10 protein-coding genes and 2 pseudogenes are annotated in these 11,858 nt (G+C 68.5%); 3 read left to right on the top strand and 9 right to left on the bottom strand.

Going from position 1 to position 11,858, the window contains the following annotated elements:
• Together AV521_RS52135 and AV521_RS45805 are read right to left on the bottom strand one after the other, a co-directional pair.
• Positions 1–683: pseudogene (locus tag AV521_RS52135) on the bottom strand (transposase); the annotation flags it as partial.
• A 350-nt stretch (positions 684–1,033) separates the two neighbouring features.
• The gene (locus AV521_RS45805) at positions 1,034–1,672 is read right to left on the bottom strand and encodes a hypothetical protein (RefSeq protein WP_076097886.1); all 639 of its coding nucleotides are present in this window, start codon (positions 1,670–1,672) and stop codon (positions 1,034–1,036) included.
• A 354-nt stretch (positions 1,673–2,026) separates the two neighbouring features.
• On the opposite strand from AV521_RS45805, the gene AV521_RS45800 reads away from it, so the two are divergent.
• Entirely contained in the window at positions 2,027–2,590 is a 564-nt protein-coding gene (locus AV521_RS45800; protein WP_076097887.1) for a dihydrofolate reductase family protein, read from the top strand.
• A 150-nt stretch (positions 2,591–2,740) separates the two neighbouring features.
• On the opposite strand, the gene AV521_RS52475 is transcribed toward AV521_RS45800, so the two are convergent.
• Positions 2,741–3,832 (bottom strand): bifunctional class I SAM-dependent methyltransferase/NUDIX hydrolase, encoded by a 1,092-nt coding sequence (locus AV521_RS52475; RefSeq protein ID WP_305965232.1) that lies wholly within the window; start codon positions 3,830–3,832, stop codon positions 2,741–2,743.
• Positions 3,833–3,935: 103 nt separating this feature from the next.
• A complete protein-coding gene (locus AV521_RS52120) occupies positions 3,936–4,877 on the bottom strand; it encodes a class I SAM-dependent methyltransferase (RefSeq protein WP_256726019.1) in 942 nt (313 codons plus the stop codon).
• A 125-nt stretch (positions 4,878–5,002) separates the two neighbouring features.
• Between AV521_RS52120 and AV521_RS52115 the strand changes: the two genes are divergently transcribed.
• Together AV521_RS52115 and AV521_RS45780 are read left to right on the top strand one after the other, a co-directional pair.
• Entirely contained in the window at positions 5,003–6,874 is a 1,872-nt protein-coding gene (locus tag AV521_RS52115) for a polymorphic toxin-type HINT domain-containing protein (RefSeq protein ID WP_076097884.1), read from the top strand.
• Entirely contained in the window at positions 6,864–7,196 is a 333-nt protein-coding gene (locus AV521_RS45780) for a hypothetical protein (protein ID WP_076097883.1), read from the top strand. Before AV521_RS52115 ends, AV521_RS45780 begins: the two co-directional genes overlap by 11 nt.
• Before the next feature lie 165 nt (positions 7,197–7,361).
• On the opposite strand, the gene AV521_RS52110 is transcribed toward AV521_RS45780, so the two are convergent.
• From AV521_RS52110 to AV521_RS45760, 5 genes and pseudogenes are all read right to left on the bottom strand, one after another.
• Positions 7,362–7,760, bottom strand: a complete 399-nt coding sequence (locus tag AV521_RS52110; protein WP_256726018.1) for a transposase — start codon at positions 7,758–7,760, stop codon at positions 7,362–7,364.
• A 160-nt stretch (positions 7,761–7,920) separates the two neighbouring features.
• Positions 7,921–8,082: pseudogene (locus AV521_RS52105) on the bottom strand (integrase); the annotation flags it as partial.
• A 519-nt stretch (positions 8,083–8,601) separates the two neighbouring features.
• Positions 8,602–9,246: a LysE family translocator gene (locus tag AV521_RS45770; protein ID WP_076097882.1), complete on the bottom strand. Its 645-nt coding sequence runs from the start codon at positions 9,244–9,246 to the stop codon at positions 8,602–8,604.
• Between the two features lie 491 nt (positions 9,247–9,737).
• Positions 9,738–10,568 (bottom strand): polyphosphate polymerase domain-containing protein, encoded by an 831-nt coding sequence (locus AV521_RS45765; RefSeq protein WP_076097881.1) that lies wholly within the window; start codon positions 10,566–10,568, stop codon positions 9,738–9,740.
• A complete protein-coding gene (locus AV521_RS45760) occupies positions 10,565–11,200 on the bottom strand; it encodes a DUF4956 domain-containing protein (RefSeq protein WP_076097880.1) in 636 nt (211 codons plus the stop codon). The genes AV521_RS45765 and AV521_RS45760 overlap by 4 nt, the downstream gene beginning before the upstream one ends.
• Positions 11,201–11,858: the final 658 nt, after the last annotated feature.

Below are 11,858 nucleotides of genomic sequence, written 5' to 3'. Positions count from 1 at the left end.
GGAGGGATTTTCGCCACGGCAACGTCCTCGCTGGCGTAGACGGCATCGAAAGCATCGGTGAACTTCGCGTCCTGATCCCGGACGAGGTGCGTGAAGTCAGCGGCGCGGTTGCCGAGCTGCCACAGCAGCTGTCGGGCCTGCTGGGTCGCCCGTGCGGCGGTGGGGTGCGTGGTGACGCCCAGGATGTGCACGGTGGGAGTGCGCGCCGGGTGGCGGCGTGGCGTCGGGCTGATTCCGGCGGCATGCAGGACGCGGCGCGCCGTGGCCGGGCTGATCTTGTGAGCGAGTCGGTGCAGTTCGTCGTGTACGGGGCGGAACCCTCGCTGAGGGTTCTCGGTGCCGAGTCGGACGATCAGGCCTCCAAGCTCGTCGGGCGGCAGCGGGCGGCCTGGAAGGGGCGGCTGGGCCCACTTCTTCTTCACCAGGCGCTGGTGCCGGGCGAGCAGGGTGCGTGGGGAGACGATCCGGTGTACGCGGAGCGCCCGCGGTAGGAGCCGGGCGAGCGCCGCCAGCAGCGCGCGATCCGGCCAGCCCGGCTTTGGCGCGGCGACCGGGCGGCGCAGCACCGTGACCTCGTGCCGCAGAGTGAGGATCTCCGCGTTCTTCGCCGCGGTAGATCGGCACAGCAGAGCCAGCCATGCGAAGACCCGCGTGGCGAACAGGCAGATCAGCCGAACGAGCACGAAGACTGATCTTGCCCCACCGCTACCAAGGCTCACGATTCGAGGCCAGAGGCGGTGAAGCAATTTTGGAGCCCCATGGGTGTCATTCGGGCCGGTCACTGCGGCAGCCTCCCCAAGATCACCCCGGCGACGGTGCCGGCGACTGCGGGCTCGACCTACGCGACGCTGCGAACGGAGAGGCCGTCGACCTGGGTACAGTCCCCAAAGGCGGCGGCCCGCGCAAGCTCGACCCGAGCGGACACTCCCAGGTCTACCTCGCTGATCTGCAGTGCAGCGTGAAGGTCACCGCTGCCCGCCGGTGAGAACTGACCGGAGACGGCCCACGGCTCCCCTCGTATGCGCGAGGGGCACTACGGTGTGGCCGTGGCGGCACCGGTAGCCGGGACCGTCGTGGATCGAGTGGGACTCCTGCGCCGACCGCAGACGCCGCGGCACAGCAGCCCGGCCGGGAGATAGGTGCGTCCGGGTACCGTCTCCCGGCAGATGCGCGGGTTCTGGACGGTGATGAAGTCGGCCTCGTTGCACCAGCGCCGGGTGCGCGGGGCGGGCGGAGACGATCCAGTCGCTGGGAGTGTTCCTGCACATGACGTCGCGGTGGCCGAGGGGGTGTTCGCGGGATCGACGAGGTCGTGGTCGGTGCGCCGGCGGTTCCAGACCTGCCGGCCGGTGTAACGGGGATTGGCCAGCAGCTCCGGCCCCCACACCTCGACGCCGTAGTGGTCGAAGGGTGGAGCCATGGCCGCGAACTGGTTGCTGTAGAAGGCCCGTTCACCGGAGCATGTGACAACGGCATCGAACTCCCGGTCGGGATCGGCCGTCGCCGCCAGCAGCGCGGCGGCTCGGGGCCACCCCGCCCAAGGGATGGTTCGGCTGCGTCCGGTGTCGAAGAACTCGGCGACGATCCGTCCGTGTCCGGAGACCAGGGCCTTCGCGCGCAACCATTGCCAGGCCGGCGAGGCGTCCGGGTCCTGATGGTCCTCGGTGGACACCCGGCCTTAGAACGCAAACCGCAGACCGCTGGCGGAAGGCAGGCCGACGGGGGAGGAGCCGGTAGTCCGATCGCGCGCCCAAGCCGTCAAGGAGACTTGACCAATAGGGGGCTGTCCGGCCGGACGGTGCGGCGCTCTCATGATGGGCGCCTCCCTCAATCGCTGTGCGTTGCCTCGTCGTGGACATGCCCTGGCAGAGCGGGTCGGCCGCACAGAAGTACCGAACATTGACCCGAACGAGTGAAGATCGCTGTGCGATGAGGTGACTCGGTCCAGGGTATCCCGCGAGCCGCGATGAGTTCTGCGGCGTCCGGCGGTCGTACTGTCGAACCCGTTGCCGAGGAGGACCATGTGATGCGCAGCGTGACCTATTCGATGGGCGTCTCACTTGACGGCTACATCGTCGGGCCGGACGGTGGCTTCGACTGGACGACGCCCGATGAGGAGGTCTTTCGCTTCGCCACCGACGAGGTGCGAGAGGTCGGCGTCCACCTGTTGGGGCGACGGCTGTACGAGACGATGCTGTACTGGGAGACCGCCGACCAGAATCCATCGCTCGACTTCTCAACGCTTGAGTTTGCCGCGATCTGGAAGCCGCTCCCCAAGGTGGTGTTCTCCACCACGTTGACGGCGGTACAGGGCAATGCCCGCCTGGCCTCCGGCGGCCTGGCGGAGGAGATCGAGCGGTTGCGAGCCGAGCCGGGAGAGGATGACATCGCGATCGGCGGCGCGACTCTCGCCGTCGAGGCGGCCGCGTTGGGTCTGATCGACGAGTACCGGGCCAGGGTCTACCCGGTGCTGCTTGGCGGGGGCATTCCGTTCTTCCCCCAGCACGAGCGCCGGGTGGATCTCGAACTCCTCGAGACCCGCACCTTCAGCTCGAGAGTCGTCTACCTCCGCTACCGCGTGGCGCGTTAGCCGTAGGGTGGCGAGTTCGCCGTCCACCCTGCGGTTGCCCCATGATGGGTTTTCCGCGTCTCCGGGTGTGGCGCCGCGCGGAGTGGTCACCGGATCGGTCCTTCATGTTTGGCGATTGGAGTGTGTCCCCGCCTGTATGTAGGGGCGGGATCATGCAGTGGTGGGCGTGTGTGGGTCGCTGATGGGGGTGAAGTGGGCGGGTGCGTGGTCGATCGGGAGGTCGGGGCGCCAGGCGGTGAGGATCTGGGCGCTGCACTCGAACAGGTCCGGGGGCAGGGCGTCCATGGGCCACCAGCGCCAGTCGCCGACGCTCTCGTCGGGCTGGTCGGCCGCTTCCCCGCGCCAGCGGGTGACGAGTGCGCCGAAGGTGATGCGGACGACGTCCCCGACCCGGTCGAGGAGTATGCCCAGGAGACGGACGTCGGCGGGGACTGCGTACAGGCCTGTCTCCTCGGCGAGTTCGCGTACGACTGCCTCCTGTACTGACTCGCCCGGCTCAACGGTCCCGCCGGGCAGTTCTCGTGTACCCAGCCGGTGTCGGCCCAGCAGCAGGCCTTGGGGCCCGAGCAGCACGGCGCCGACGCCTGCTGCGGCGCCGGCGACGGGTGGCTTCACGGTGCGGGGGCGTGCGGTGATCCGGTCCGGTCGGTGGGCTTGGAAGAGCCGGTAGGATGCGTGGTTGTTCTCCTGCGGCGCGTCGAGGACAGTGACGCCCTGCACTCGGAGCCCGTACTGCACGAGCAGGTCTTCCCACACCTCGGATGTGAGCACCCACATGTGCACGGTGAGGTCGTTGCCGCCGGCCGGGCGCAGGATCTCCGGGCGTGAGGTGACGGCCGGGGTGGGGCCGTCGCCGGCGGAGTTGGTGTGCAGCACGGTGAAGTACAGTCGGCCTCCGGGCTTGAGGGCGGTCGCCAGGGCGGGCAGGAGCCGGTGGGGGTCGAGGAAGTGGAAGGTACTCAGGGAGTAGATCACGTCGTACGGCGCTGCCGTGCCCAGGTGCTCGACGGCGTCGGCGTTGACCAGCCGCAATCCTGGCACGTCGGGGTAGCGGGTGCGGGCCCGTTCGATCTGGCTGGGGGAGGCGTCGACGGCGTCCACGTGTGCGCCGTAGGTGCGGGCCAGGTGTGCCGCGTGCCGGGCGGGGCCGCAGCCGAGGTCCAGGACGCGCAGGCCCTTGAGGTCCCCGAGGATGCCGTCCCCCGGTCCGTTCGCCGCGGGGCCCCACGTGATCTGGTCCACTTCCGTCAGGGGTGTACCGCGCCGCAGGTGGTGTGTTCCGTAGGCGTCCCAGGCGAGGCGTGTGTGTCGTTCCGGGCCCAACGTGTTGTCTCCCAGGTCGGGTTCAGGGGCGGAGTGCGTAGCAGCGCAGCACGTCGAGATCGGCGGTGCGTACGACGGGCCAGCCCGCGGTGAGCGTCTCGGCCTCGGCGACGTTGATCCCGAGGTGCTTGCAGGGGTCGCTGTCCTCGCGGCGCCCGGCGAGTTCGGTGACGACCCAGAAGGTCCCGCCGGGTGCCAGGACCTTCCGGACGCGGTCGAGGAAGGCCGGCTTGTCGTCCATCCACCGATAGACCAGGCGGCAGGTGACGACCGCGTACGCGCGGTCCGGCAGGGCGTTGACGTCGTCGGCGGTGAAGTCCATCAGATGCCAGGTCGGCCCTTCGCCGTGCTGGTGGCTCCGGGTTTTCTGGGCTGCTGCGGCGATGGCGCTGGGGGAGAAGTCGACGCCGGTGGTGCGGTAACCGAGCTCGTGGAGGTGGTGGGCGAGGGCGCCTCGCCGGTGCCGATGTCGAGGGCCGGGCGCCCACGGCCGGGTCCGACATGATCCGCCAGAAGCGTGGCCTCGGCGGTGCTGACTTCCCGGTACCGGCGTCCGCCGGCCCAGAGCGGCTCCCAGTAGTCGGCGGTGGCAGTGGTGGTCGCCATTCGGCTCCTTCGCGAGCGGGCGGGCGGGACAGCCGAGTCCGTGATCCCGGTGGGCATTGGCGGAGGTTTCGGACGGAGCGCAGAAGTAGAAGCAGGACGAGGATGCCTGGAGGAGCGCACCGGGCGCGAGGAGCGGTGCGCACGTCGAGCAGGTGGGCAACCAGAACGGATGGCGGCCATCCGAGCGCAGCGCTGGACGTGCTGACAGTTGTGGTGGCGGCAACTCTGCCCGACAGCCAGGTCGTTCCCGCTTCGGGGCCCCGCTGCCTACTTGGTGACTTCCCAGGAGGCTCCGGGCAGGGCGTAGCTTGCTCCGCTGCCACGGCGGTACGCGCCGCGCGGCCCCGGAGAAGTGCACAGTCGTGTGTAAGTTATGGTGTTCCTGATTATTTGGCCATGAGCCAGCAAAGAGACTGCCATCCTGGCACGGGGAATCAGGCCCGGCGCTCCGGTGTCGACCGGTGAACGCCGGTCAAGGAATACATGCACCACAATTTCAGATCCAGGATCGCGGCGTTGTTCGTCGCCCTGGCCATCGTGTTCACCGGCTGCGTGGGATCCGCAGCCACCGCCTCCGCTGCGGAGCAGAGCCGCGTGGAGCGGCTTGCGAAAATCGTCCGCAAGGTGGCTCAGTACGCAAACTGCGACCGTCTGCCGCTGCTTGAGAGGCCCGCGTGCCTCAAGCAGTTTGCGGGCAAGGCCATCGCGCTCGGCGCCGGAGTGGGGGTGTACCTCTACACCGGACAGGCCGCCATGAAGGATCACGGAGCGAGCTTCAAGGCCCTCGACAAAAACATCAAGGACCTTGAAGCCCTCAAGCCGCTGGACCTCGTGGATCCCAACAAGTCGCCGGACCCCGCCCAGCAGGCAAAGCTGCTGGAACAGGCTGTCAAGACCTTCAAGAGCGCCAAGCCGCACCTCGACAAACTGGGTAAGAACCTGGCCAAGGCGGACTCTCTGCTCGGGGACCAGAACGACTCCCTGCTCGCTCTGACCTTCCTGACCGTCGCACTGGGCGAGTACTTTCCTGAGCCGAAGAAGTACCCCGAGGCCAAGCCCCTCTTCGACCTTGAGAAGGAACTGCACGAGCTCAACGACACGCTCGACCAGATCAACGCGGGTTTCGACAAGATGAACCGCGGCCTGGACACGATGAACTCGGGCGCCCGTGATGTCAACAAGGGCCTGTCTCAAGCCAACAAGGGCATCAACAAGGCCAACAAGGGCATGAAGGAGCTCAACGACGGCATCCGCCAGGCCAACAAGGGAGTAGACGAGGCGAACAGGCACGTCCCCGGCATCAAGAAGGGTGCGGAGAAGCTCCGCGACATGTCGGGGCTCGACTTCGACTTCTCCCGCATTGGGGACACCTGGTCCTCTGGAGAATCCCTCCTGGACGATGCCGAGCAGCAGCGCAGGATGTCACTGCTGCTGGACCTGCTCCCCGGTGTCGGCGACGGCAAGGGCATAGTCGAAGCGCTCGTCGGTAAGGACCTGGTCACCGGCCAGAAGCTGACCACCGAAGAGCGCATGCTGGGCGGGCTGTCCGTTCTGGGCTGGCTGCGGACCGGCGACCGGCTGCTCACGGCGGACGAGGTGCGCAAGGCGCGCAAGGGCGAACAGGCCGTCACCTGCAACAGCTTCCCCGACGGCACCAAGGTGCTGATGGCGGACGGATCACAACTGCCCATCGAGCAGATCCGGGAAGGCGACCGCGTCCTGGCCGCCGATCCGGCAACCGGCCGCCAACAGCAGGAGCCGGTCACCGCCCTGATCGCAGGGCGGGGCGAGAAAAGCCTCGTCGACGTCACCGTGCAGACCGACCACGGCCCCTCCAAGGTCACTGCCACGGACAAGCATCCGTTCTGGGCCGACGACCTCGAAGCCTGGGCGGCAGCCGACCAACTACAGCCGGGAGTCTGGCTACGGACCGGCGCTGGCACACGGGTACAGGTCAGCGCGGTCAGGGCCTGGACCGCTCCCGACCAGACCGTTCACAACCTCACCGTCGGTGACCTGCACACCTTCTACGTCATGGCCGGCAGCACACCGCTGCTGGTTCACAACGCCAACGGCTGCGGCAAGTGGAAGGCGGAGTTCGACGCCCTCTCCGACGGCAAGCAGAAGCACGTCAAAGAGATACCGACCGCCGCAGAGCTACGAAAGACCTTTGAGCGGTGGACCAAGGGCGCGCAGAGGCTGCCAGCTCGCGGACCAAAGATCCCGGATGTCTACAAGCTCCCCGACGGCACGATCATGCAGTGGCGTGCATCATCGGCCTCGGGTGGAGAGACCATCGACATCTTCCCCGTAACAGGCAAGGGAAGGAAGGTGCACCTGCCGAGTGAGCACTGAGTACATCATTCGCGAACTCCTGGAAGAAGGACTGGACGACTGGGTACCTGTCGACCGTCTGATCGGGCTCGCACAGGAGACAGCCGAGCAGTGCGACCGCGACTTCCGGGACGTGGCCACGGAAGCACTCACCCAACTGGTGAGCGGCGGGTTGATGCAGGTGGGAGATCTCGGAGACACTGGCTTCGAAGCGTGGAGCGGCACTCCCGACGCCGTCGTGAAGCGAGTCGTCTCCCTACTTGAGGAATTCGACTGGCTCCCCCAGGGCGGCGCCTGCTGGCTCGCCAACACCCCACACGGCACCAGCCGGGCGCCTCACTAGAACCGGGCCCCTGACATCCGCATACCGCGCCACTCGAACTCACAGCGTGGCGCGGTATGCCCACCACGGTTCAGCTGCTGGCAAGGAGGGCTGACCAGCCCCGCCGGGTGTCCCGCGTGAAAACCCTGGTTCGGGCTGCTGATCAGGCCGTTTGTCTGCCTGCCGTCAGGCTGCTTGCTGGTACTCGTTGATGAGGCCGCCGAGTGGTTGAGCGCGGCGGACGCGGCCTCCGAAGAGGATGACAGGTGCCGTCTGGCCGGTCTCCGAGGCTTGGGGAGATCGTTGGTGGAGGGATCGGTGGGGGCGGTGCCTGTTGTAGTGGTCGGTGTAGGTGTTCAGGACGGTGCGCAGGTGCCGTTCGTCCATGACGAGTAGCCGGTCGGTGCTCTCGCGTCGGACGGTGCCGACCCAGCGTTCCGCGAAGGCGTTTGCCTTCGGCGATCTCGGCGGGGAAAGTAGCGCCTGCACGCCCGCGTCGGCGAGCACGGCGTCGAAGCCGTCGGAGAACTCCCCGTCCCATGACGAACAGCGCGTACAGCCGTCGGCAGAACGCGGTATCCACATGGAAGAAGTCGCAGGCCGGCAGTCTGGAAGCCTGGGCGCGCAGGAAGGAGGCCCAGGCGTCGTGAGCCCGCTGGGGCGCGGGCGGAATGTTGCCCTGCCGCAGTACTGATCTGACGGTGGCGGCGCAGACCGTGATGCCGAACCGGGTCAGCTCTCCCTGCACTCTGCGGTGTCCCCACAGTGGATTCTCCCGCGTGAGACGCAGGATCAGCTCCCGCGTCTCCTCCGATATCGGCGGCCGACCGGGGTTCTTGTGGGGGTAGGTCCTCTTGCCGGCGATCAGCTCTCGGTGCCTGCGCAGCAGCGTCGCCGGGGTGACCAAGAAGCTGCTCCAGCTCTGTCAGGCAGCAGACGCGACAGGGCCGCCAGCAGGGCCCGGTCGGCCGGTTCCAACTCCGGTTTGCCGAGCTGGCGTTGGAGCACAGCGAGCCGGTGCCGCAGCACCAGCAGTTCGATGTCCTTGGCAGTGTTGCCCAGCAGCCGCAAGCCCGCCAGCTCCAGCGACCTGCGCGTCAGCAGACAGATCCATGACCACCCCCTGAATCTCGATCATGCCCCGGTCCATCACCGTCCCGCAGCGAAACATCCTGATCAGGGGCCCGAACTCGGGTTTTCACGCGGGACAGGCGTACCGCGGCGTGCCATCACCGTGCGGAGACCGTGCTCCTGGTGCTCGTCGCCGCGCCGCCTGCTTTGTAGTGCTGACAGCACGATCGGCAGGACTGGCCCCGGGACCGAGCGTGCCTTGGGGGTGGTTTCGGTGACGGTGTCTCGGTGGGCGGCTGAGGCCGGTTCCGTCCTGTGGGCATTTCTCGGGCAGCCCATCCGGCAAAGGCGCGGGTTAGTCGGCGCGGCCCGTCGCTGCCACGGTCACACCCAGCCCGATCATCGCGAAGCCGCCCGCCCCGCCAACCATCGACAGTCGGCGGTCCGAGCGGGCGAACCAGGAACGGGCCGCCGAGGCGCCCAGTCCCCACAGGGTGTCCGTGATCATGCCGATGGCGACCGGGACCAGCCCCAAGACCATCATCTGGAGGGGGACACGGCCCGCCGAGTGGTCCACGAACTGCGGCAGCACCGCCGCGAAGAAGATGAGGCCCTTCGGGTTGGTGAAGCCCACGAAAACACCGTCCAGGACCGTGCGCAGATCGCCGTGCCGCTCACCCGCCGGAGCCTCCATGTCCGCCGCGCGCATCTCCTTGCGGTGCCGGAATGCTTGCACCCCGAGGTAGACGAGATACGCCGCACCGGCCAGCTTCACGCCCGTGAATACCGCCGCAGACGTTTCCACCAGTGTGCCCAGGCCCCACGCCACAGCGGTCACCAGTAGGTACGAACCGATCAGGTTGCCCAGGACGGTCGCGAGCGCCGTGCGGCGGCCGTGCGCCAGCGCCCTGCCGATCACAAACAGCACGCTCGGCCCTGGAATCACAATCACCAGTAGTGACATCGCCGCGAACGCGAGAATGCTCTCCGTGGACACCATGTGTCTGTCACCTCCTGGATTGCCTCGTCAGGTCATACAAGCAGATGGCGAACCGTCCGCTCCAGGCTCATCCACCTGCCGAGACACTGCCCCGGCCTGGGACACCACGACCTGGCCGCTGCCCTCGACACGGTTGCACGCCTACGGCCGGATACGCTTCTTCACCAGAGGAGTGCAGCTTTCCCGACGGCGTACAGGGCTCTGGCCCCGGCATTGCGTGATGCCTCGCCAGTTGCACTGGCGGGCGGATGCCGTAGGGATTGCGCGCCTGTGAGTGCCGGACGCAGCCGCGGCAGAGCCGCAAACGGAAGCCGCGTATCGAAATGCCCCGCGCCCCTCGCCGGGGCCAACCATGCCGCACCGGGCGCGCCCACGAGTGGAGATCCGCCTGACAGGGCCCCGGTGTCCGGCCGGGAGGACACACATCGCCTCCCGGCCGCAGGGCTGCCCCGGCGGCGGGCCAGTCCTGCCACCGGGCTTTCACCGGCCGTTCAGCACGCCGGCTCCGGGGCCACCTCACCGAAAGCACGGCGGGCGGCGCGGCGCCACCGGCCGGCGGGGAGTGCGGGTCGCAGTGCGGCGTAGGCGCTGCAGTATTTGGTGAAGACGGCGGGGCGTATCCCGTGGGCGTGCAACAGGCGGTCCGCCTCGGTGAGATGCCCGGTGGTCTTGGTCTCGACGAGAACGAGGTCGCCCGTGCACCGCACGGTGCGCCCGGTGCGCATGTCGTCGCAGACCAGTGCCGCGTCGCAGGTGATGCGCTCGCCGTCGGCCACGAAGGTGGCGCGAATGTAGTCGGTGCACAGGGACGGTTCGAGGGCTGCCGGGGCGCCGATGCCGTACGCGGTGCGCAGGGTGTCGGAGAGGAACCCCCGGCAGTCGGGGTCGAGCGGGGTGGCCGCTCCGGTCAGCGGACGGCGGCGTTTGACGGTGTCGCCGCGCGGCCCCTTGAGCTTGATCTCGAACTGCCGTTCACCCGTGTCCGCGTAGACCCGTTCCCGGATCTTGAAGCGGAGCCGGCGGCCCTGCCGGTGGTCATGGAAGGAGCGGAGCCCGGGGGTGTCGTAGTAGACGGAGTGGTAGCGGAAGGCACGCCGGCCGTCTATGTCGAGGGCGCGGAAGGGGCCGCCGGGCCGGTGCGGGTCGGTGAGCCGGCCGACGATGCGCCGGAAGGTGTCCGCGGGCACTAGGTAGCTGTGGTCGAAACGCGCGAGGAGGGCGGCCCGTTCGTTGAGCTCGTCGAGCGAGATCGGGCCGGCGCCGTGGGCGGCCTCGCCGATGGCGCGGACCGCAGCGGCGGAGCGGACCGGTGCGGTGGTCATGCGGTTTCCCAGGCGGGCGTGGTCCGGTGGGCGGGTCCGGCGGCGGGCACGGAGCCCCGGCCGGCCGGGGCCGCTGCCCTCTCGCGGTAGCGGACGTCGACGACGGTGAGGTCCCGGACGAAGTCGACTTCCATGACCGTCCACTGGAGGGGCTCACCCAGGCGCCGTACGAGGTCGGCGCGGAGCGCGGCCGGGTCCTCGTGGACGGTGTCGAGGGTGACGACGGCGCGCCGGGTGCCGGCCAGGAGGCGGGGGCTGTCGGCCGTCCAGACGATGAGGAGCAGGATGGCGCACAGCCCGCCGGTGAGCGCGAACGGCAGCCTCGGCAGTCCGCAGAGCAACCCGAGGACCAGGGTGGTGAAGTAGTAGGCGACTTCTTCGTGCTGCACTGCGTCGGAGCGGAGTCTCACGATCGAGAGCACGCCGAAGAGGCCGAAGCCCAGGGCCGCTCCTCCGCCGCCACGCACCTCGGCGAGGGCGGTGACGACGGTGAAGAGGCCGGTGTTCAGGGCGAGATAGGCCGGCACGAGGTCGCGCCGACGGTGGCGCGGATAGTAGATGGCGAAGGTCAGCACGCCGACGGCGGCGAGGTCGAGCCCGAGGTGGGCGGCGAGATGCCGTAACGACTCCATGTCTGCACTCCCTGTAAGAACCGAGGCCGGAAGGCCCCGAAGAACCGGAATGAGAGACAGACGATAGGTAAACGTATGGCGAACATGCATTCGCTTGTGGAGAAACGATGCGCCTCCTTGATGACTCCCGGCCCCAACTGACCGGAAGCGCACACCCCCTGTCGCATTCGCCCCTCTTGCCGACTGCCTCCGACACTCCACCGCCGGGCAGGAGAAGCCAACGACGGTGCATTGTTTCGCCGCCGGACTCGCAACCCGCAGCCCCTCACGCGACGCATGGCCCACCGGCCGGCGGCCGGGGAATCAGCATCAGCGGCTGCGCGGAAGGCCTCAGTGGTCCTTGGCCGGAACGGCGGCACGCCCGGCGGTCAGTCGCCGGTCGGCTCAACCGTGTTCGCCGGCGGCACCGGAGGCGGAGCCACGTCCGCGACGCCGACCGGCGCAGGCGGCACGGGAGGAGGCGGAACACCACGCCGTATACCTGTAGCGGATCCGGCCGCAGGTGAGATCGCAGGGGCTGAGTTCCACCAGCACCCGTCGTACGGGACGATCTTGATGTGGCGTCTGCGCAGGGGCCCGGCTGCAGCAGGACGAGGAGGCATTGGCCTGGGCTGGTACCTCTCGCCGGAACAGGCCCGGGGCGAGCAGGTGGACGTCC

The sequence above is a fragment of the Streptomyces sp. IMTB 2501 genome, assembly GCF_001953885.1.
In the GTDB taxonomy this organism is placed as follows: Bacteria; Actinomycetota; Actinomycetes; order Streptomycetales; family Streptomycetaceae; genus Streptomyces.
This window is presented reverse-complemented; position numbering and strand designations above follow the sequence as displayed.